18 protein-coding genes are annotated in these 21,102 nt (G+C 72.6%); 3 read left to right on the plus strand and 15 right to left on the minus strand.

Features of this window, described 5'->3' with window-relative positions:
• Positions 1-31 precede the first annotated feature (31 nt).
• The 4 genes from ACFYZ8_RS03705 to ACFYZ8_RS03720 form a co-directional block, all read right to left on the minus strand.
• Positions 32-1,069, minus strand: coding sequence for a rod shape-determining protein (locus ACFYZ8_RS03705; RefSeq protein ID WP_388538521.1), 1,038 nt, complete (start codon positions 1,067-1,069; stop codon positions 32-34).
• A 236-nt stretch (positions 1,070-1,305) separates the two neighbouring features.
• Positions 1,306-2,685 (minus strand): carboxyl transferase domain-containing protein, encoded by a 1,380-nt coding sequence (locus ACFYZ8_RS03710; RefSeq protein WP_388538519.1) that lies wholly within the window; start codon positions 2,683-2,685, stop codon positions 1,306-1,308.
• Positions 2,678-4,156, minus strand: coding sequence for an acyl-CoA synthetase (locus tag ACFYZ8_RS03715; RefSeq protein WP_388538517.1), 1,479 nt, complete (start codon positions 4,154-4,156; stop codon positions 2,678-2,680). The genes ACFYZ8_RS03710 and ACFYZ8_RS03715 overlap by 8 nt, the downstream gene beginning before the upstream one ends.
• A gap of 36 nt (positions 4,157-4,192) precedes the next feature.
• Positions 4,193-5,578, minus strand: coding sequence for an SLC13 family permease (locus ACFYZ8_RS03720; RefSeq protein WP_388538516.1), 1,386 nt, complete (start codon positions 5,576-5,578; stop codon positions 4,193-4,195).
• 254 nt (positions 5,579-5,832) lie between these two features.
• Between ACFYZ8_RS03720 and ACFYZ8_RS03725 the strand changes: the two genes are divergently transcribed.
• Positions 5,833-6,540 (plus strand): FadR/GntR family transcriptional regulator, encoded by a 708-nt coding sequence (locus ACFYZ8_RS03725; protein WP_388538514.1) that lies wholly within the window; start codon positions 5,833-5,835, stop codon positions 6,538-6,540.
• A gap of 64 nt (positions 6,541-6,604) precedes the next feature.
• Here the strand turns inward: ACFYZ8_RS03725 and ACFYZ8_RS03730 are convergent, their stop codons facing one another.
• The 11 genes from ACFYZ8_RS03730 to ACFYZ8_RS03780 all read right to left on the minus strand — a co-directional run bounded on the left by ACFYZ8_RS03730 (position 6,605) and on the right by ACFYZ8_RS03780 (position 19,495).
• The gene (locus ACFYZ8_RS03730) at positions 6,605-7,477 is read right to left on the minus strand and encodes a RimK family alpha-L-glutamate ligase (protein ID WP_388538513.1); all 873 of its coding nucleotides are present in this window, start codon (positions 7,475-7,477) and stop codon (positions 6,605-6,607) included.
• A gap of 135 nt (positions 7,478-7,612) precedes the next feature.
• Positions 7,613-8,206, minus strand: a complete 594-nt coding sequence (locus tag ACFYZ8_RS03735; RefSeq protein ID WP_388538511.1) for a hypothetical protein — start codon at positions 8,204-8,206, stop codon at positions 7,613-7,615.
• On the minus strand, positions 8,181-9,014 hold the full coding sequence (locus ACFYZ8_RS03740) for an FkbM family methyltransferase (RefSeq protein ID WP_359038424.1): 834 nt from the start codon (positions 9,012-9,014) through the stop codon (positions 8,181-8,183). Before ACFYZ8_RS03740 ends, ACFYZ8_RS03735 begins: the two co-directional genes overlap by 26 nt.
• Positions 9,011-9,220, minus strand: a complete 210-nt coding sequence (locus tag ACFYZ8_RS03745) for a Trm112 family protein (protein ID WP_359038422.1) — start codon at positions 9,218-9,220, stop codon at positions 9,011-9,013. Before ACFYZ8_RS03745 ends, ACFYZ8_RS03740 begins: the two co-directional genes overlap by 4 nt.
• The gene (locus ACFYZ8_RS03750; RefSeq protein WP_359038420.1) at positions 9,217-10,122 is read right to left on the minus strand and encodes a hypothetical protein; all 906 of its coding nucleotides are present in this window, start codon (positions 10,120-10,122) and stop codon (positions 9,217-9,219) included. Before ACFYZ8_RS03750 ends, ACFYZ8_RS03745 begins: the two co-directional genes overlap by 4 nt.
• A gap of 25 nt (positions 10,123-10,147) precedes the next feature.
• Positions 10,148-10,885: a class I SAM-dependent methyltransferase gene (locus tag ACFYZ8_RS03755; protein WP_359038418.1), complete on the minus strand. Its 738-nt coding sequence runs from the start codon at positions 10,883-10,885 to the stop codon at positions 10,148-10,150.
• Positions 10,882-12,249, minus strand: a complete 1,368-nt coding sequence (locus ACFYZ8_RS03760) for a condensation protein (RefSeq protein ID WP_388538510.1) — start codon at positions 12,247-12,249, stop codon at positions 10,882-10,884. Before ACFYZ8_RS03760 ends, ACFYZ8_RS03755 begins: the two co-directional genes overlap by 4 nt.
• The gene (locus ACFYZ8_RS03765; protein ID WP_388538710.1) at positions 12,246-16,394 is read right to left on the minus strand and encodes an alpha-(1->3)-arabinofuranosyltransferase family protein; all 4,149 of its coding nucleotides are present in this window, start codon (positions 16,392-16,394) and stop codon (positions 12,246-12,248) included. Before ACFYZ8_RS03765 ends, ACFYZ8_RS03760 begins: the two co-directional genes overlap by 4 nt.
• Positions 16,391-17,068: a class I SAM-dependent methyltransferase gene (locus tag ACFYZ8_RS03770; RefSeq protein WP_388538508.1), complete on the minus strand. Its 678-nt coding sequence runs from the start codon at positions 17,066-17,068 to the stop codon at positions 16,391-16,393. Before ACFYZ8_RS03770 ends, ACFYZ8_RS03765 begins: the two co-directional genes overlap by 4 nt.
• Positions 17,069-17,127: 59 nt before the next feature.
• Positions 17,128-18,312 carry a glycosyltransferase family 4 protein gene (locus ACFYZ8_RS03775; protein WP_359038412.1) on the minus strand — a complete coding sequence of 395 codons (1,185 nt, stop codon included), beginning with the start codon at positions 18,310-18,312 and terminating at the stop codon, positions 17,128-17,130.
• 193 nt (positions 18,313-18,505) lie between these two features.
• Entirely contained in the window at positions 18,506-19,495 is a 990-nt protein-coding gene (locus tag ACFYZ8_RS03780) for a DUF3068 domain-containing protein (protein WP_359038410.1), read from the minus strand.
• A 222-nt stretch (positions 19,496-19,717) separates the two neighbouring features.
• Between ACFYZ8_RS03780 and ACFYZ8_RS03785 the strand changes: the two genes are divergently transcribed.
• Positions 19,718-19,870, plus strand: coding sequence for a hypothetical protein (locus tag ACFYZ8_RS03785; RefSeq protein ID WP_167368209.1), 153 nt, complete (start codon positions 19,718-19,720; stop codon positions 19,868-19,870).
• Positions 19,871-19,873: 3 nt separating this feature from the next.
• Positions 19,874-21,097 carry a PucR family transcriptional regulator gene (locus ACFYZ8_RS03790; protein WP_388538505.1) on the plus strand — a complete coding sequence of 408 codons (1,224 nt, stop codon included), beginning with the start codon at positions 19,874-19,876 and terminating at the stop codon, positions 21,095-21,097.
• Positions 21,098-21,102: the final 5 nt, after the last annotated feature.

Here is a 21,102-nt window from a genome sequence, read left to right on the forward strand (position 1 = left end):
AGGTGGCTGCCGGGTCGGCGCCCGCCGTGTCTCAGGTGGCCAGCGGGTCGAGGGACAGCGGCTCGATCTGGCCCTCCAGCATGTACCCCAGTCCCTGTACGGCGCAGACGTCGGGCCGCTCGGCGATGTGCACCGGCATCCCGGTGGCGTGCCGCAGCATCTGGTCGAGCCCGGGGAGCAGCGCGGAACCGCCGACCATCATGATCCCGCGGTCGGCGAGGTCGGCCACCAGGTCGGGCGGGCAGTTGCGCAGCACCCGGCCGATGCCGTCGAGCACGGCGGTCAGCGGCGTCTCGATGGCGTCCCGGACGGCGGCGGTGTCGACCTGCACGGAACGGGCGAGACCGGTGGCCACGTCCCGCCCGTGGATCTCGGTGGAGGCCGGGCCCTGCGACGTGAGGCCGTTGCCGGAGAGGGCGAGCTGCAGTGGCCGTACGGACTGACTGGGCAGCATCAGCTCGTGCTCGTGCCGCAGGTGCTGGACGATCGCGTGGTCGACGGCCTCACCGCCCACCGGGATGCGCTCGGCGGTCACGATCGAACCGAGGGAGAGCACGGCGACCTGGGTGGCGGCGGCCCCGCACACCATGATCATGGTGGCCTCGGGGCGTTCGACGGGCAGTCCGCAGCCGACGGCCGCGGCGATGAGGGTGTCCACGAGCTCCACGCGCCGCGCCCCGAGCCCCACGAGGGTCTCGATCGCCGCGCGCTGGGCCAGCGGGTCGGCGTCGTGCGGGGTGCAGGCGGCGGCCCTCAGGCGGGGCTTGCGGCGCAGGTTGCGGCGGATCTTGTCGCCGAGCAGGTGCCGCAGCATGCGCTGGGCCATCTCGATGTCGACGACGGTCCCGCCGGAGACGGGCCGTACGACCCGGATGTAGTCGGGCGTACGGCCCGTCATCTTCTCGGCGAACTCGCCGACCGCGATCAGCGCGCCGGTCTTGGTGTTCACGGCGGCGGCCGACGGCTGGTCGACGACGAGCCCGGCCCCCTTCACGTACACCCGCGTCCTCGCCGCGCCCAGGTCGACGGCGAAGTGGCAGCGGCGCAGCTGCTCCAGACTGGCGGTCATGGCAGGTCCTCCCGAGAGCACAGACCGTGGGCCGCGCCGGGTGGCGGGCCTAGTGGCATCGTGCGCGGGTGGGGGAGGGGACGCCTTTATTAGGGGGCCGGGCGGGGGGCCGCTGAATGGGGGGTTTTGTCGCTTATGTCCTATGTAAGTGTCTTGTAAGGTCGCATGATGCGGCATCAGCATGCGGCATCAGCATGCGGCGTCAGGAGACGGCGTCAGGGAGTCCCCCCGGCGGCTCACGGTCGCGGACGCTCCTCCCCGCGGGCGATCACCCCCAGCTCCACCAGGTCCTGCGGCCGGATGCGGAGCTGGTCCGCCGTCGGCTCGGTCTCCTCAGGGGGGCGTTTCAGGATCGCCGTGGCCAGTTCCGCTGCGATCACGGAGAAGTAGCTGTCCGGTGTGGCATAGGTGGCGCCGGGCGCCGCCAGGGCCAGCGCGCCGCCGGAGCCGCCCTCGCCGATCAGGAGGGTGGTGATCGGCGTGCGGGCGGCGGCGACCGTGGTGAACAGCTCGGCGATGGCCGCGCCCGCGCCCGCGCGCTCGGCCTCCGCGTCGTTGGCCGCCCCCGGGGTGTCCACCAGGGTCAGCACCGGGATGCCGAGACGGTCCGCGAGGCGGATCAGACGGGTGGCGGTGCGGTAGCCGGCGGGCCGGGTCGCCGTGCCGGTCTGGGCGGCGTACGCGAGGGTGCGGCCCCCGTGCTCACCGAAGCCGCACAGCATCCCCGGGTCGGTGCCGCCGCAGCGGTCGCCGGAGATCGCCACACGGCGGGTGAAGTAGGCGTCCAGGTAGGCGCCCGCGCGCGGACGTTCGGGGGAACGGGCGCGCCGGACGGCGTCCCAGCCGGTGGCGGGCAGGTCGCTGGTGCCGAGCGGGGGCGGGACGGGGGCGGGTGCCGCGTCGGCGGTACGGCCGTCCGGGGCCGCGGCGTCGGCCGTTCCCGCTCCTCTCGCCAGCAGCCGCAGCCACGTCCCCAGCGTCTCGCGCAGTTCCTCCGGCCGTACGACCAGGTCCGCCGCGCCCGCCGCGACCTGCGCCTCCGCCGTGTACGCCGACGGGTCCGCGTCCGGGGGGCGGACCCGGGAACCCGCGAAACCGACCTGGGCGCCCGGGAGGGCGAGGACCACGTCGGCGCCGGCGCCCAGGGTGGCCCAGCCGCCGCCCGTGGTGGGGTCGCGCAGTACCGCGATCTGGGGGAGCCCGGCCGCCCGGGTGAGGGCCGACTGGCGTGCCACGCGCTGGAGTTGGGTCAGGGCGAGCATGCCCTCCTGCATACGGCTGCCGCCCGTGGCCACCAACGGGACCACGGGCAGGCGGTGTTCACGGGCGTACGTGTAGGCGGCCTCCAGGCGGTCGCCGGTGCGTTCGCCCAGCGAGCCGCCGAGGAAGCCGAACTCGAAGGCGATCAGAACGGCTTGCGTGCCCTCGACGTGCGCGGTGCCGCAGACGACCGACTCCTGCTCGCCGGTGCGTTCGGCGGCGCGGGCGCGCGAGGCGTCGTAGCCCTGCCAGGCGAGGGGGCCGTCAGGCTTCGACTGCCGTTCGGGGTACGGCATTTCGGCGAAGTCGTCGGCGACCAGCGCGACCACCTCGCGTGCGGACAGGCGCTCAGTCATGCAGGGCCCGCTTCAGGATCTTCCCCATGTCGTTGCGGGGCAGGGCGGTGAGGTGGTGGACGACCCGCGGGCGCTTGTGGGGGGCCAGGCGGCCCGCCACATGGTCCGCCAACTCGGCGAGCGACGGCGGCGATTGAGGGTCCTGCGCGACGATCCACGCCACGATCCGCTCACCCAGGTCCGGGTCCGGCTCCCCGGTCACCGCCGCCTCCCGCACCCCGGGGTGCTCAAGGAGCACGTTCTCGATCTCGCCCGCCCCGATCTTGTAACCCCCGCTCTTGATCAGATCGGTGGCCTTGCGGCCGACGATCCGGACGTAGCCGTCCGCGTCCCGCACCGCCATGTCCCCCGTACGGAACCACCCGTCCGCCGTGAACGCGGCCGCCGTCGCGTCCGGCCGGTTGAGGTACTCGGTGAACAGGTTGGGCCCGCGCACCTGGATCTCGCCCACCGTCTCGCCGTCGTACGACGTGATGGGCGACCCGTCCTCCTCCACCAGCCGCAGCTCCACGCCCGGCAGCGGTACGCCCACGGTCCCGGCGCGCGGCTCGCCGTCGGCGCGCACGCCGGGCCGGGGGTCCGGGGGTGTCCACCGGGACGAGCACAGCATGAGGGTCTCCGTCATGCCGTAGCGCTCGATGACCCGGCGGCCGGTCGCGGCCGCGATGCGCTCGTGGTCGTGCACGGGGAGCGCCGCCGAACCGGAGACGAGCAGGCGGGCCCCGCTCAGGGCCTTCACCAACTCCGGGTCGTCCGCGAGGGTTTCGGCGATGCGGTGGTACATCGTGGGGACCCCGAAGAGCATGGTCGCGCCGTCGTTCAGCTCGCGGGCCACGCCGTCCGTGCTGAAGCGGCCGAGGTGACGGACCGAGCCGCCGCGGCGGAGCGGGCCGAGGATCCCGAGGACCAGGCCGTGCACGTGGAAGAGGGGCAGACCGTGCACGAGGACGTCGTCCGGCGTCCACTGCCAGGCGTCGGCGAGGGCGTCCAGCGTGGTGGCGACGGCCCGGCGGGGGATCACGGCGCCCTTCGGCGGGCCGGTGGTGCCGGAGGTGTAGACGACCAGGGCGGGGTCACCGTCCTGGGCCCGGGGTTCGGGGGCGGGGCCGCCGGTGGTGTGCACGTCGATGTCGACGCGCTCCAAGTCGCCTACGGCTGCCGGGAGTTCCACGCCCGGTGCGGCGAGCAGCAGGCCCGGCGTGCTGTCGTTGAGGATGTGCCCGAGTTCCTTCTCGCCGGACTTCGGGTTGAGCGGCACCGCGGCGACACCGGCCTCCAGCGCCGCCACCACGGCCACCGCGGTCTCCAGTTCCGCGGTCGCCCAGACGGCCACGCGGTCGTAGCGCGCGAGGCGGTCGGCCAGCGCGCCGGTCGCGGCCGCGAGTTGCGCGTAGGTGAGCGAGCGGTCGCCGAACCGCAGGGCGGGACGGTCCGCCGGGGCGCCCCTGAGGGCCGGGAAGAGAGAGGTCACGCTTCAGCACTCCTGACTTGTCGTCGTCTGCCGGTCCTACCCGAATCCCGGGACGACCAGCACCAGCCACACCACCGCGGGGACCACCGCCACCACGATGCCCCCGTAGATCATCAACTGCCGGAAGAAACGCTCGCGGTCCACGTCCGGTGCCGCGGCCAGCACCAGCGCGCCGTTCGTCGAGAACGGGCTCACGTCCACCACCGTCGCCGACACCGCCAGCGCCGCCACCATCCCGACCGCCCCGATCTCACCCTGCGCGAGGAACGGCACGGCGAGCGGGATCAGCGCCCCCATGATCCCCACGGACGAGGCGAACGCGGAGACGAGCGCGCCGATGTAGCACAGCAGTACGGCGGCCAGCAGCGGGACGCCGATGCCGCCGACGCCCTCACCGGCCCACTTGATGGTGCCCATCTGGTCCAGCACACCGACGTAGGTGAGGACACCGCAGATCAGCAGCACCGTGGTCCAGGCGATCTGGCCGACCGCCTTGCGGCTGTCGTCCGGCCACACGGCGCTCAGGATCACCGCGAGGGTGATCGACGTGAGCCCGGCGTCCAGGTCGAAGACGAGCACGGCGACGACCAGGGCGACCAGGGCGGTGAGGGTGGCGGTGCGGGCGGGGGTGAGGCGGGTGGTGCCGGGGGCCTCGGGACGGGTGGCCACGGCGGTGGTGGTGCCGGAGGTGTCGTGGCCGGCGGTGTCGTGGCCGGAAGTGTCGTGGCCGGGGGTGACGCCGCCGCTCTCCGGGTGGTCGCCCTTCGCGGGAGTGCCCGGACCTCCGTCGGTCTCGTCCACCGCTACCGCCCCCCGCGCCCACAGCTTCGGCCCGCCGAACAGCACGAACACCACGCCCGCGATGACCAGGTTGACGATGAGCGAGGCCAGGAAGAGGAACACCTCGTTGCCCGGGAGGTGCTCGCGCTCGACGATGCCGTTGACGATCGTGCCGTAGATGCTGATCGGCGAGAAGCCGCCGCCCTGGGCACCGTGCACCACCATCGCGCCCATCAGCAGCGGGCTGATCCCGTACCGCGCGGCGAAGCTCAGCGCGATCGGCGCGACGATCGCGACCGCGGCCGGGCTGACCGCGCCGATCGCCGTGAGCGCGCCGGTGAGCGCGAACATCACCCAGGGGATCAGGGCCACCCGCCCGCGCACCAGCCGGATGGAGGCGTGGACGAGCCAGTCCGTGGTGCCGTTGGCGCGCGCGATCGCGAACAGGTACGTGACGCCGACGAGGACGACGAACAGGTCGCCGGGGAAGCCGGCGAAGATGCCGTCCGCGTCGAGGTCGGCGACCAGCTCGCCCACGGCGAAGGCGGCGGCGAAGGCGAGGGCGCCCATGTTGACGGAACGGGTGGTGGCGATGACGAACACCACGACGAGGACGAGGATCGAGATGAGTTCGGGGGACATACGGGCTCCCGTCGTTGGGCCCCGGAGCGAGTGGCCAATTGGCTGAGCCACTTAGCCACTCAGCCACATGGGGGACGGCTGGTTAGCGTGGTGAAGCTCGGGCCGGACGTCAAGAGGGCGAGCGGAATCGGCTCAGCCACTCGACCACTCAGCCACTCGACCGCTTGGCCACTCGGACACTCGGCCTGCGGCCAATTGGCCACCTATGGGGGCGTTACGGGGTGTTACTCTCCCGACGAACGAGAGGGGGACCCGTGACCGACGCCCTGCGCCCCATGACCAAGCCACGCCTCTACGAGCAGGTGCTCGACCGGCTGCGCCAGTACGTCACCGAGGCCGGGCTCCAGGCCGGCGACCGGCTCCCGCCCGAGCGCGACCTGGCCACCCGCCTGGGCGTCAGCAGGGCCTCCGTGAAACAGGCCATCGTCGTGCTGGAGGTCCAGGGCCTGGTCGAGGCGCGGCACGGCGGCGGCACCTATCTCGTCCGGGACAGCCTCGACGTCGAGCCCGTCGAGAGGATGGTCGAGCGGCGCCGGCGCCTGCCCGACGTCCTCGACGCCCGCGAGGCACTGGAGACCAAGCTCGCCGAACTGGCCGCCGAGCGCCGCACCGACGAGGACCTGGTCGCCATGCGGACGGCCCTCGCCAGGATGGCAGGCGAGATCGAGGACGGCGGTCACGGCGTCGAGGGTGACCGCCTGTTCCACGCGGCGGTCACCGCGGCCGCGCACAGCGCCCTGCTCGCGGAGTTCATGCGCTCCATCGCCGACCAGATCGCCGAGAGCCGCACCGAGTCCCTGCGCCAGCCGCACCGCCCCGAACGCTCCCTCGCCCAGCACCGCGCGATCCTCGAGGCGATCGCCCTCCAGCGCCCGGGCCAGGCGGCCTCGGCGATGCGCCGCCATGTCCGTACGGTGGCCAAGGTACGGCTGCTGGACTGGGAGCCGGAGGAGGCGGAGTAGCGGCAACCGCCGTGCGCGGAGGCCGGGCGCGGAAGCCGTGCGCAGAAGGTGACGTGGGCTCGCGCTACCGCCCTGCGGCCCGCAGCACCGCCTCCACCACCGGCGTCAGCGACTCCGGATGCAGGAACAGGAAGAGGTTCGGTTCGACCAGCTCCAGTTCCATCACCCGCGGCTGACCGTCCTCCCCGTCGACGAGGTCCACCCGCGCGTACAGCAGCTCCGGCGCGTCCGGTACGGCGGCCAACGCGCGCTCCGCGACGGAGAGTTCGGCCGGGGTCGGCGTCCAGGGCTCCAGGCCCGGGTGGGCGACCTTGTCGGCGTCGAAGGCCGTACCGGGTGCGAGGACGGCCCGCTTGCGGCTGGCGTGCAGCAGCCGGCCCCCGAAGAACTGCAGCGCCCGCTCGCCGCCCGCGTCGATGCCCCGCATGTAGGGCTGCACCATCGCGGTCAGCCCCTCCGCGTGCATGTGCTCCAGTTGCCGTACGGCGCTCCCGTGCTGCTCGGGCGTGTAGCGCGCCGCGTACCGGGCTCCCGCCCCTGAGGTCGGCTTGACGACGTACTCGTGGTCGTCGGGCAGGTCGGCCGGGTCGCCGGGCGCGAGATAGCGGGTCGGCACCACCGGCACCCCCGCTGCCGCGAGTTGCCCGAGGTAGCGCTTGTCGGTGTTCCAGCGCACGACCTCCGCGGGATTGGCCAGCCGCGTCACCTTGCCGCACCGCTTCGCCCACGCCGTGAACTCGTCCGCCCGCCAGCTGTAGTCCCAGGTGGAGCGGATGACGGCCAGGTCGTAGCCGGCCCAGTCGACGTCACCGTCGTCCCAGAACTCGGCCCGCGCGTCGGCCCCGGCCTCGCGCAGCGCCGCCACCAGCACGGGCAGGTCGGCGTCCTTGCTGGGCTCCGGCCGGGGGTCGTAGGTGACGAGGGCGATTCGGGGCACGGCGGGTTCCTTCCCCCTGCGGATCGGTTCCTGTACGGATCGGTTCCTGTGCGGATCGACCAGCAGGCTAACCACGGCGGACGCGACCACCGCAACCAGGGCGGGGGCGCGGGACCGAGGGGCTCCCCGGGGTGATCAGCGCAGCGTCAGTCGCTGCAGCAGGCCCCACGTGAACTCGGCGACCACCTCGCGCCGGACCCCCTCCCCGTCCGGTGCCGTGAAGGTCAGGCCCCAGCGGGTCGGGGCCGTGCCCTCCAGGGGGCGGGCGGGGGCGAAGGCGCGGGCCGCCTCGTCGACCGTGCAGGACCAGGGGGTGAGGTCGGCGAGGGTGCGCAGGGCGGGGCCTTCGGCTTCCGGGGCCCTGACCAGCCACTCGTTCCACACCGTCGAGCCGTTCGGCGCCAGGAGTGCCTCGAAGCGGAGGTCGGGCCAGAGCGGGACGGGCCAGAGCCAGGCCTCGCACTCCAGGTCGCCGACCGTGCGGGTGAGGACCGTCTCCGGGGCGCCGAGGACCGAGCGGTACCGGGACGCGGCGGCGCGGGCCCGCGGGGAGCGGACCATCGCCTGCCAGCGCCTGTTGGCCTCCCGCATGTCCGCGATCGAGACGCCCAGCGCGTGCCGGGCGTCCTCCACCAGGCCGGGGTTGTGGTCGGCCATGCGGCGCAGCAGGACCAGCTGGAAGTCGAGCGGGGTGAAGGGCGCGCTAGCCGCCTGCTTTCCGGAGGGCATGCTCCCCATCGTCCCCCACCGCACTGACACCGGGACGGCGCCCGTCGGGGAGGAAGAGCACCGAGTTGATGTAACGCGGGCGGCGGAGGAAGGGCAGGACGCGACGCAGAAGGCCCTGTTCGACGACGTACGAGGCCGTCTCCTGGTGGGCCTCCAGCGGGAAGCCGGACAGCGGGACCCAGGTGGCGCGGGGCAGCACCCAGCCGTCGTAGCCGAGGAGGGCGAGGTAGGTCACCACGGGGGCGATCGGCTGGATCCGGGACTCCAGTTCGACGAAGAGCGCGGGCCGGTCGCGGGCGAGGATCCCCGTCGCCCCGCGCAGCACCGCCAGCTCGCTCCCGTCCACGTCGATCTTGATGAAACCGACGTCCCTCAGGCCCAGCTCGTCCAGCGTGACACAGCGGACGTCCACCGCCCGGCCGTGGATGTCGCGCCGGACCAGCGAGGACACCCCGCGGTCGCCCTCGTCGCCGGGCGGCAGCCACAGCCGGGCGGTGCCCGGGGTGTCGGTGGCCGCGGCCTGGACGACCTGGACGTTCGCCGGGGCGGCCGAGGTCAGCAGCCGGGCCAGATGGGGCACCGGCTCGACGGTCACCACCCGCCGCGCCCGCCCGGCCAGCCGGCGCGTCCACGGCCCGTACCAGCCGCCCACGTCCACCGCCGTCCCGCAGTCCGCCGGGCACAGGTCGGCGAGGCGCGCCAACTCCGGTTCGAAACGCGGGTACACGGCGCGGGCGGCCGCCGCGACCAGACGGGTGGGCAGGAGGGGGGCGACCCGGGCCGCCCAGGTGCGTGCGGGAACGCTCATGGCACCATCCGCTTCAGCAGGTCCTCGTGTTCGTCGTCCGTCACCTGTTCACCGGAGGCCGGGAGCAACTGCGGGATGCCGTCGACGATCGGATAGCGGCGGCGCAGCCGCGGGTTGTACAGCGCCTCGTCCGGCGGTACGAGGTGCAGGGGCCCCTTGTCGAGCGGGCAGGCCAGGATCCGCAACAGCGGGTCTTCGGGGTTCATGGGGGCGTCAACTCCTTGGCACCGATGGGTGGTTGGGGCGCCGGATCGTGCTTGGGCATGCTCAGCAGTACGCCGACGGCCAGCACCGTGCCCGCGAGGCGCAGGGCGAGCCGCAGCGGGTCGTGGGGCAGCGACTCGCCGAACGAGAGCGTGCCGAGCACCGCCGTGTACAGACAGGTCACCGTCGTGCACACCGGCACGATCAGCGAGGCCCGGCAGCGCTGGAGCGCCGCCTGCGACATCACCAGACCGAACACCCCGGTGAACAACAGCAGATACGGATACGGGGAGGCCAACAGCTCAACTACCGCGCTGCCGAGCCCACTTGACGTGAGAGAGCTCGACACGCCCTTGATCGCCAGCGAGCTGACGCCGTACAGCAGGCCCACCGCCACGCCGTACTCGACGCCGGTCGTCGGCATGCGGTGCCGGTGCCTGGTGCGCCGCTCGGCGGACCCGTACAGCCACACGCCCGCCGCCAGCGACGGCACGCACACCAGCAGGATCAGCTGGTAGGGGGCGTCCCGGCTGACCTGGTCCGAACCCTGCTTCAGGGACAGCACGACCATGAGCAGCGCGAGGAGGATGGCGCCCAGCGCGTACCGCTCCCGCCCGGTCGTCTCCTCGCCGAGCAGCCGCGCCGACAGCAGCACAAGGAGCACCAGACCGGAGACGAAGATGCCCTGCGCGGCCGCGATCGGCAGCGTCCGGTACACCGCGAGCTGGGCCGCGAAACCGGCCGCCAGCGAGAGCGATCCGCCGATCCAGAGCGGGCTTCTGATCACCAGCCCCAGCAGCCGCGCCGGTTGACGGATCGTCACCTCCGGCAGGGAGGTGAGCGCCCGCTTCTCCAGCACGAATCCGAGGCTGTACAGGGTGTTCGCCAACAGGGCCGCAGCCACTCCCCACCACATGGTCCACGCCCCTCTAGGTCTTGCGCGCGTGCAGCAGCAGGATCGACGCGAGCGACGGTCTGGCACACGCCAGCCGGTCCAGCGCGCGCAGCGGGCGCGGCACACCGTGGAAGGGCGCCCCCTCAAGGCGTACGACCTCGAAGCCGGACGCTGCCACGAACTCCCGCAACGCACGCGCCGTGTAGAGCCGCAGATGCCCTACGACCTCCCGCCCCGGCCGCCCGTGGATCGCCCGCAGACTCACCTCCGAGAACACGGGCTGGACTCCGGCCAGCAGCAGCCCGCGGTTGTACCAGGCGGCCAGGTTCGGGGTGGACAGCATGAGATGACCTCCGGGGCGCAGGACGCGGCGGATCTCGTCCAGCGCGGCATCCGGGTCGACGAGATGCTCGACGACCTCGCTGAACAGCACGGCGTCCACGGAGGAGTCCTTGAACGGCAGCCCCTCACCGGTCAGTTCACCGCGCACGGCGTACGGCAACCTGGCGTGGGCGCGTTTGAGGGCGTCCTGGGACCAGTCGACGCCGACGATCCGGTGGCCGGTCAGCAGCGGGGCGGCGGTGGCGGCCGCGCTGCCGTCGCCGCAGCCGATGTCGAGGACGGTGCGCCCGGTCCTTCCCGCGGTCCCGAGGGCCGCGGCCAGCATGCGGGCCTGGCGCAGGGAGCGGGGGGTGCCGGAGGCGACCGGGACCGCCGGGTCCTCGTAGAAGTCCCTGAGGCCGCCGCGGCGCGGGGGAGCGGTGGTGTTCACGGGGCCACCTCCGTGGTGTGCAGGTAGTGCTCGAACAGGTCCCGCAGATGGGCGCCGTCGCCGTGACTGAGCAGGGCCCGTGACCAGCGCAGCGCGAGGTGCAGGCGGCCCGCGGTCGAGGCGGTCGTGACGGTGAGGCCCCGGGGCATCCTGGCGGGCGCCGAGAACCACACGGCGTGCGCGCGGCCGGCCTCCTCGCCGAAGTCCAGCGGGTACGGGATGCGGCCGATGTTGCTGAGCAGGGTGGTGGAGGTCCAGGGGGCGGCGGCCGTGCGCAGGCCCCTGGTGAGGGCCGCCCGCCAGGTCACCGGGGTGACCGGGGCGGTGAGCAGGCCGGCGCCGTGGCCGAGTTGGGGGCGGGAGAGGGACTTGAGGGCGCGGGTCCGCTGGGCCGTGCGGCGCAGGAAGCCGGGCATCTCGTTCGGGTCGTGCGTCAACTCCTGCGGGGAGAACGGCACTTCGACCAGGCGGGTGCCGTTGCCTATCGGCATCGTCGTGTCCCTCGGGCGGTCGTCCACGGGCATGGTGATGCGCAGGGGGCGGGGGGCCTGTCCGTGTTCTCTGTTCCAGTGGGCGATCGTCAGGGCGGTGGTGACCATGAGCTGGTCGTTGACCGTGTACGGGGCGCCCTTGGGGCGGTGGGGGAGGGGGAGTTCGGTGACGAGGAGGCCGTTGCCGGGGGAGTTCTCCGGGGTGCCGGGCGCTACGCGGGCCGGGCGGGTCCAGTTGGAGGGGGTGTCCGGGGGGTTCTGTGGGGCTTCCGGTGGGCGGGTGGGGGCCGGGGCGGGGGAGTTGTCCTTGCCGCCGTAGATTTCTGCCACCGTGGCGAGGATGCGGAGGCAGGCGGGGCCGTCCAGGGCTGTGTGGTTGATGGTGAGGAAGAGGACGGTTGTGTTCTGGGTGCGGCTCGGTGGGGGCTGGTCGCGCAGTTCCCCGCGCCCCCTGACAGGTGGGTGCAGGCCCACTATGTCCGTGGCCTCGCTGCCTTCCGCTGGGCCCGCTCCCTCCACCACCTCCAGTCGTATCGGTGGGGACTGTGAGAGTGGGGGTGCCTCCATCAGTGCTCGCGTGCGCGCGTCCCGCAACGCATCTCTTCCAGGCTCCGAAAAGCTCACCACCTCCACATCCGGTTCTGCCGTCAGCTCCCATTCGTAGCGGCGGCGGAACCGGCCCCCCGGGGCCTCCCGCATCAGGATCCGTGGATGCCGGTGCAGAGCTTCCGTGAACGCCTTCCTCAGGCGCGCGGGGTCGAGTCGGCCCGGCAGGTGCACCTCGATGTGGACCGTCTCCGGTTCCTCCTCCTGGAGGCAGTGGCGGGAGACCTCGTCGACCACTGGGAACGGGATGCGCGTCGATGGGGTCATTCCGGTTCAGTCCTCCTCTTGCTCGCCTCGGGCTCACGCACGCTCACCAGCGCCGCGAACAAGCCGATCAGCGCCAGCAGTTGGGCCACGTGGCCGAAGGCTCCGTGCGACGCTCCCACCGGTTCGCCCGCACCCACGGCCGCGGCGATCCCCGCTCCCGTCAGCCCCACGAAGGCGATCGGTACCAGGAGGTCATGCCGCCTGGACGCGAGCAGGGCCAGCGCCGGGACCAGCAGGGCGAACCAGCCGGCGATCACCACGCCCACCAGCGTGAGCGCCACCACCCCGAGCCACAGCCCGGGCGCCGGGGGCACCGGTTGCGGCTCGTCGGGGTTCGGGGAGCGCCGGCGCCACAGCACCAGGCCCACCAGCACCGCGAGTGCGACCGCGCTGCCGATCAGCGCGCCGTCGTACGTCGTCGCGGGCTCGTACGACAGCTTCACGGTGCCGCCCTCACCCGCAGGGATCCGCCAGCCCTGCTGCCAGCCGTCGAGCCGCAGCGGGGTGAGGAACTTGCCGTTCAGGGTGGCCTTCCAGCCGTCGTTGTAGTTCTCGTACGTCGTGAGGTAGGAGGCGGCGCCCGATCCCACGGTCACCTCGCGCTTGTCGCCGAGCCAGTCCCGTATCCGCAACTCCCGGGTCAGGGAGGTCGGTTCGGCGACCGTGCCGCGGGTCAGGGTGACGCCGGTCAGGGCCAGCGGGCCGGCGTCCCCGCCCTCGACGACGTGCTCGCCGGACGCGAGGGACAACTCGGCGTCCGAACGTCCCTGCTGACAGAGCGTCACCTTGAGGTCGCGGCGGTCGGTCAGGTCGCGGATCCGGCCCGACACGCCTGTCTGGTAGAGCTTTCCGTCGATGGCCAGGACCGGTCCCTTGCCGCAGGGCAGGGAGAACGTCCGGGTGGCCTTCGGCTGCGGGGTCCGGTACTGGTCGAGGGCCGGGAGGTAGGCCTCCGTCAGTCCCACCGGCAGCTGGAGGTCCTCGTCGGCGACCGGGTTGTGCAGGACCAGCGGGGCCGTCCTGGTGATCGTGATGTCGAGCCGGTCGGTCGTGATGGCGGGGAAGCGCACCGCGCCGTTCTCGTCGACCCCGGCGACGGTCGCGCCGTCGGGCGAGGTGATGTCCACCTCGGTGGGCCGGGTGGAGAGGCCGCCCGCGGGTGCCAGGACCACCTCCGAGATGGGCTGTTTGCCGGTCCAGCTGAGGTGGATGGTGGGGCGGTCGCCCGCGATCCAGGCGGTCGTGAGGTCGCCGTCGGTGAGGTTGCGGGCGGACAGGCCGGTGCCGAGGCTCGCCGTGGAGTCGGCGGTGGCGGTGATGCGATTGCGCTGGTCGGGGGCGACCTCGTACAGCAGCTTGTCGAGCTCCTCCCCGGTCACCGGCACCGCGCTCGCCTTCACCGAGTACGTGCCGGAGGCGTCCGTGGCGAAGCGGCGGTGCAGGCCGGCCTCGGTGCCGGTCGGGGAGATCCCGGCCGGGTCGGGGACGCGGTGCAGGGAGACCGTCTCGGCGGCGGAGTCCGTACCGTCGGCGTCGGTCGGCAGCCGCAGCAGCCGGGTCACCTGCACGTGCGGCAGGTCGATCTCGGAGAACCCGGCCCCGGCGAGACCGGACCGGCGGGCGACCGAGTCGACGATCGTCAGCTTCATCCAACCCGTGGCCCCCGGCGGGGCCTTGACGCTCTGCGTCGACCCGTCGGCCCGCAGGAAGCTGGTCCGCGATCCCCGCTCCGTCTCCACCCGCACCTTGGTCGCCGCCGACCGCACGCTCTCCTGCGGCAGCGGTGTGACCTTGAACGAAGACGGCATGTCGTACGCGGGATCGGAGAGGCCGATCCGCAGCCACTGCCCGTCGGGCGAGCCCGCGACGCCCTCCGCCCACGCGGTGTCCGGGTTGCCGTCGAAGGCGTTGACCGGGTCGAACTGCGGGAGGTGGAAGAGCCAGTTGCCGTACGAGGACGCCGTCACCGAGCGGGCGCCGCGCAGTTCCGCCACCGTCTGGTGGTCGAGGCCCTTCGTCGGCAGGATCTGGTGCGGCTTCTCGCCGGCGTCCTGGGCGGCCCCGGAGGCGTTGCGCTCGTCGCTGGTGTACGTGTACGACGTGTTGGCGTTGACGAGTCCGAAGCGGGTGTCGGCGCGCCGCAGTCCGTCGCCGACGATCTGGAGCGCCGGGGTGCCGAGCCCGGGATGGTTGTCGCCGGTCAACACCGTGGCCCGGCCGCGCAGTTGGGTGGCAAGCGGCAGCAGTGACTCGGGGCCGCCGGACACCTGGGCCGTGTCGGCGACCGGCAGCAGGCCGGCCTGTCCGGGGCGCGGCACCCCCGAGGACTCCACCGGCCGGTAGATCTCCACCGCCCGCTGCCTCGGGTACAGGCCCTCGATCTGGAGCGGGGTGTCGTTCGCGATCTGCCCGCCGGTCATGAGGGGCCCGAGGCCCGTCACCCGCTCGTAGCCGGACTGTTCGAGGGCCCGCTTGACGACCGAGGACGACACCGTGCCGATCTGGTCGGGGTCGAGGTCGTTGCGGACGACGACGTAGTAGACGCCGGCCCGGCTCAGATAGTCGGCCAGTCCCGGGATCTCGCCGCCGGTCATCAGTGCCTGCTCGACGGCGTCCGTCATGCGCCGGTTGCCGGGGGTGCCGAAGGGGACGTAGTCCCGTTGCGCCCAACGGGACTCGGCGAGGACGTCGAGGGGCTGGTCGATGGGGGAGCCCCAGGTGTAGATGCCGTGCGCGGTCGCGGGGACGACGAGGGCGCGTGAGTCGGGGGAGTACTTGTCCAGCCAGTCGGCCGTGGCGTGCCAGTACTTGGGGAGCTCCTGGAAGGAACCCGGGTTCAGGATCGAGCCGTTGAGGTACGGCCACATCAGGCCGGGCAGGACGAGGACCGCCGCGACCAGCGGGGCGTACCGGCGGCCCCTGATCTCTCTCGCCCCGCGCGACTCGGCGGCCACCCCCACCAGATGGGCGAGGCCCAGCACCAGGGCGAGCGCGAGGCCCGGCTGGAACTTGTAGATGTTGCGGAAGGGGGCGAGGCCGCCGTTCAGCCAGTCCTGCACCAGCCCGTGGAAGGGGGCGCCGAACGCGCCGCCGTACCCCGCGAGCAGCACCAGGACGGCCGTCAGCGCGGTCAGCACCAGCCACCGCCGCTCCGGCATGTCCCGCCGCGCCAGGCCCGCGAGGCCGAGCCCGGCCGCGAACGCCGAGCAGAGGATCACGATCACCGAGGAGGCCACGGTCCAGCCGGCCGGCAGCCACGCCTGCCCCAGGTGCAGATAGGCGACCCAGTTGCCGGCCCCGCGCAGGGCCTCCGTCGCCGACATCGTCTCGGTCGTGGTGTGCGCGCTCTCGACGTACGGCAGGAAGTTCTCGCCGTAGAGGCCGAGCAGCAGCAGCGGGATCACCCACCAGGCCGTCGCCAGGATCACCCCGGGCACCCACCAGGCGATCAGCTTGCGCTGCCGCGGACCGGGCGGCCGGGACAGCAGATACAGGCCGACCGGGAGCAGACAGGCCAGGGTGGAGGCCGCGTTCACCCCGCCCATGAACGGGACGATCAGCGCGGAGCGCAGGGCGGCGATCCGGGCGCTGTACCGCTCGTTCGTCAGCGGCAGCAGCACCCAGGGCAGGAAGGCGCCGGGCAGGGCTGCGGCCGAGGTCGAGCCGATGACGATGGTGAAGGTCGGCCACAGCGCGTACGCGACGGCGGCGAGCAGTCTGCCCGTTCCGTTGCCGACGCGCAGCCGCTCGGCCAGTCTGAGCGCACCCCAGAAGGCCACCGACACGATCAGCGACAGCCACAGCCGTTCAACCAGCCACACCGGCAACTGGAGGGCGTGGCCCAGCCAGTAGAACGGCAGCATCGGCCACAGATAACCGACGTACTGGTCCTGGATCCCGCCGAACGACCCCTGGTCGTGCCAGAGCTGCCCGAGGTCGGCGAGGAACCGCCCGGGGTCCGTGGTGACGCCCAGCTTGGTGTCGAAGGTCTGCCGGCCCGGGTGCACCACGAGGAACAGCACGAACACCACGGCCCAGAACCCCAGCAGCCAGCTCCGCGACCTCGGGCCCTCCGGAGGACCCGACATGATCGCGGTACTGGGGACGGCTGCCGGAGGAGGGGCCTGGACCGTGGACGTCGTCATGGTGGACACCGCCGGAGGATGAGGAGGAGGTTCCAGGTGGCGACCTCGCGGATGCCGGGAGCCCGTACGACGGTCTCCGCGAGGAAGGGCCAGTAGCGGGAGCGCGCCGAGACGACCGTCACGTCGTCGCGGGCACGCACCTGCCGCAGGGTCGGGCCGATGTGCACGGCGAACAGGTTCTCGCCGAGCGTGTGCTTGGCGGACTTTCCGGTACGGCGCCGATAGCGGGCGCGGGCCCGCTCGGCACCCAGGTAGTGCCAGGGCGCCCACTCGTGACCGCCCCACGGGGACAGCCAGTTGGTGAACGACACATAGATCAGCCCACCGGGCCGGGTGACCCGCACGAGCTCACTGAGGAAGGTCTCCGGATCGGCCACGTGCTCAAGGACGTTGGAGGAGAAGGTGACGTCGGCGGCCGCGTCCCGCAGGGGGAGCAGATAGCCGTCGGCGATCACGGAGGAGTCGGGCGGCTTCGCTCCCAGTTCGGCGGGATCGGGCTCGAAGAGGAACGCGTCGGCACCACGTCTGCGGAACTCCTCGGTGAAGTACCCGCTCCCGCCGCCGACGTCGACGACGGTACGACCCGCGACGGGACCGTCGTACGCCTCGACCTGGTCGACGGCGTCGCGGGCCAGGAGCGCGTAGCAGGACTCGGGGTCGTCCTGCTCGTGCATGAAGGCCCGGAAGAGAGCGAGGGAACGCCGAAAGGAGGGATCCTTCGTCCGCACCCGCGTCACGGCCCCCAGCCCCTCACCGCCTCGGCGGCAACGGCCCGGAACTGTCTGACGGTCCGGTGCCAGCGATACCGGGCCGCCCGGTCCCGGGCCGCCTTGCCCATCAGCTCACGGCGATGTCCCGACAGGGCGAGCGTGCACCAGGCGGCGGCGAACGAGGACTCCCCCTGCGCCAGGACCCCGGTCTCCCCGTCCACGACGGAATCCCGCAGCCCGGGCACATCGAAGGCGACGGTCGGCGTCTCCCGGGTCGCGGCCTCGGTGACGACCAGCCCCCACCCCTCCACGGCGGACGGATGCAGCAGCAGCCATGCCTCACACAGCAGCCGGTGCTTCTCGGCCTCGGAGACATGGCCGGTGAACTCCACGCCAGGACCGGCGAGTTGCTCCAGACGGGACCGTTCGGGACCGTCCCCGACGATCACCAGCCGGCCGCCGGTCACCGGCCGCACCCGCTCCCAGAGCCTCAGCAGCAGATCGATCCGCTTGTACTCGACCAGCCGGCCCACGGCCACGAACAGTGGTTCCGGCGAGCGGCGGACCAGGGGTTCGGGCTCCTCGACCCCGTTGTGGACGACCCGGATACGGTCCCGCTCGACCCCGATCGCGCGCAGCGCGTGCGCGGTCGACGGGGACACGGCGACCAGCAGACTCCGGTGCCGGGCCGCCGCACCGGCCAGCGCCCAGTGTTCGAGTCTTCGGCCGATCCGGGCGGCCGGGGCCAGGGGGCCGCCGAACCGCATCTTCCACAGGTCGGTGTGCACATGGTTGACCAGGCACAGGGTGGGGCCGCGGTGCCACAGGGGCGCGAGGTACGGCATGCCGTTGCAGACCTCGACCAGCAGGTCGGTCTCGCCGACCTGGCGGGCGAAGGCCGTACGGGCGCGCAGGTAGTGGCCGAACTCGCCGCCCGCCGACACGACCCGGTAGTCCCGGTAGGAGGCGGGCCCGCCGCACAGCAGGGTCACCTGGTGGCCGAGGTGGGTCAGTCCGTCGGCGAGCCGGTCGACGAGGAGCTCGGAGCCGCCGGCGGCCGGATTGCCGAGGTCACGGTGGGCGAGGAAAACGATTCGGCGCGGAGGTGGGGGGAGCGCCGAGGGGTGGTGCGAGGTGTGCGATGAGGGTTGCGGCTGCGACGCCTGGGGAGGCGCGGTGTGCAGCCGGTGGGGCACGTGCTGGGGCATGGGTGCTCCAACTCGTCTCAGGGTGCGGAACTCAGCAGTGTCTTTCAGGCTGGTTGTGGGGGGACTGAGCGTTTCCCAGGAGGGGGGTGTGGACGGGTTGTGCTCGGGTGGGGTGGCACAGTTTTCGCCCACCCGTACGCCGTGGCTACTCACCTGCGTGACAATTTCCGGGCTTATTAGAGCTGACGTCCAGTCACATCGTGAGGGCGGGCTCGGGCGTTTCGCTCATACCGGTGGACTCGGGGCGCCTGCGTCCCCGTACCACCAAAACGCCCCCCACGGCAGCCAGTACGAATCCAGCCACAGCCGCCCCGATGGGCAACGTCACACCCACCGCGCGCAGTTGGTCGCTGTCCCGCTTGGCCAGCCGCACCGCGTCCTTCTGGGTCGCGGTGGTGAACGCGATCTTCCGGCTGTCCAGCAGGACCACGGCGTCCTTCTTCGCGCCGGGTGCCCGCAGGGTGCGCTTGGGACCCACCTGTGCGTAGACCACCCGGCCGGTGCGCTGGTCGACGACCAGCTCGATGCCGTGGTTGGAGTACCACTCCTCGGCCAGCACCTGCGGCCGCCCGGGCTGGTCCACGATCGTGCCCGGCACGAGCCGTGTCCCGACCTTCGCCGGGGCGACCGTGCCGGTGAACCGGTAACCCGTGTACCCCTGAACCTTCTTCGTACCCCGGTAGTGCAACGTCACCGTCGAACCCAGGGAGTTGTCCCACCACTGGTAGGAGCGTCGCTGCACGTCGAAGGGGAACTTCAGGTAGGCCTCGCCCTCGATGTACGGCTTCTCGCCGCAGCAGTGCACCGGCTTCGTGGTCCTGCGGTCCATGACCCAGCGGTGCGGGACGAACTCCAGGGCGTCGTGCGGGTCGGCGGCCGGCAGCGACTTGTCGGTGTCGACGGTGGTGGTCACGTCCCACACCGCGGCCCGGCCGCTGCGCTCACTGTCCTCGACGTCTCCGCGCACCCGCTGGGTGACGGTGATCCGCTGGTCGGGGACGGTCCTCACCCGGTCGGTGTCGAAGACGCTGCCCGTTCCGCGGTAGACAGCGGTCTGGTCGATGTTGATCGGGTTCACGGCCGCGCGTGGGGTCACGTACCAGGCGAGCAGTGGCGCCAGTACCAGCAGAAAAGTGCCGAGTCCCAGCAGAATCAGGGAGATTGGAGAGGCTGTACGGCGCATCCGGACACTCCTGGGGCGTGAGATGACGGAGTTCGGGCCGCTCTATGGGCCGGAGACCGTAGGCGTTCATTGACGGAGTGTCAACGTCTTGACGGGGCATCAGTGTCATGTCGAGACTGGGCCGACAGGCAGGGTGGGTACCGGGCCGGGGTCCCGATGGATTCCACGTTCCGGGTGGGGACGTACGCCGGATCGAGCCGCTCGAGAGAGGCTGCCCCTGCGATGTCCAGACTGCTCGCCGCCGCACTGACCGTCGTGGTTTCCGCCCTGCTCGCCCTCGGTGCCGCGCTCGGTATCGTCGCGCTGCTCGAGGCGACGCCCGAGCAGCCCAACACCCCCCTGATCACCTACGAGCAGACGGACCAGGGGAGTTGACCTATGGCCGCCCGCCCGGCAGCCGTGAACTCCCGCTCGGCCTGGCACGACGTCCCCCGTCTCCAGGTCCGCCGCTTCGCGGCCATCGCCATGGCCGAGGCGCCGGCCCTCGCGGAGGAGATCCTGCGCGAGATCCGCCGCGAGTACCCCCATCTGCCGGTGGTCCTCGACGAGTCCGGTGAACCGATGGCCCTGGTCGGCATCCGCCGCGCGATCGAGGTCTTCGTCCAGCACCTGGAGACGGCGGAGGGCCGTCCGACGGTCCCGCCTGGCGTCTTCCAGGAGTTCGGCAGGGGCGAGGGCCTGAACGGCCGCAGTCTCGACTCCCTCCAGGCGATCTACCGCATGGGGGTACGCCTGGCGTGGCGCCGTTTCGCCGACATCGGCCAGCGCGTGGACATCCCGCCGCCGGCGATGTACGAGCTGGTCGACGCGGGCTACGAGTACCTGGACGGCCTGGTCGACCAGTCGGTGCGCGGCTACGCCGAGGCCGCGGCGCGCCAGGCGGGGGAGCGGCTGCGTCTCCAGCGCCGCCTGATGGAGTTACTGCTCGCCGAACGCCACCGGGGCGATCCGGCGGACGCGCTGACGGAACGCGCGGCCCGCGTCGGCTGGCCCCTCCCGAAGAAGGTGGCGGTCGGCGTCCTCCTGCGCCCGGCCCGTGAGGCGGTGCCCCCCGCGGTCGGCCAGGGCGTCCTGCTCGACATGGACTACGAACAGCCCCGCATGGTCGTCCCGGAACCGGACGCCGGGGGCCGCCCCGAACTCCTGCACCGGGCCCTGACCGGCTGGGCGGGCGCGATCGGGCCCCCCGTCCCGCTCGCCGACGCGGCCAAGTCCCTGCGCTGGGCCGAGGCCGCCGTACGGCTCATGGAACGCGACCTGCTCCCCGCCGGGGAGGTCCTGTACTGCACCGAGCACACCGAGGCGCTGGTCCTCCTCCAGCCGGAGGAGCTGATGGACGACCTGGCCCGGCGCTGCCTGGCCCCCCTCCGCCACTGCGGCCCCACCCACGGCCGCCGCCTCGCCGAGACCCTGCTCGCCTGGCTGGAGACGAGGGGCGGCGCCCCGGAGGTCGCGGCCCGCCTGGGCGTCCACCCCCAGACCGTCCGCTACCGCCTCCGCCAGATCCGGGAACTCTGGGGCGACGAGATCGACGACCCGGACCGCCGCTTCGAGATGGAGCTGGTCCTGCGGGCGCGGCGGTTGCGGGGGGAGCTGGCGTGAGGGGT

It is taken from the genome of Streptomyces sp. NPDC001668, assembly GCF_042893155.1.
GTDB lineage: Bacteria > Actinomycetota > Actinomycetes > Streptomycetales > Streptomycetaceae > Streptomyces.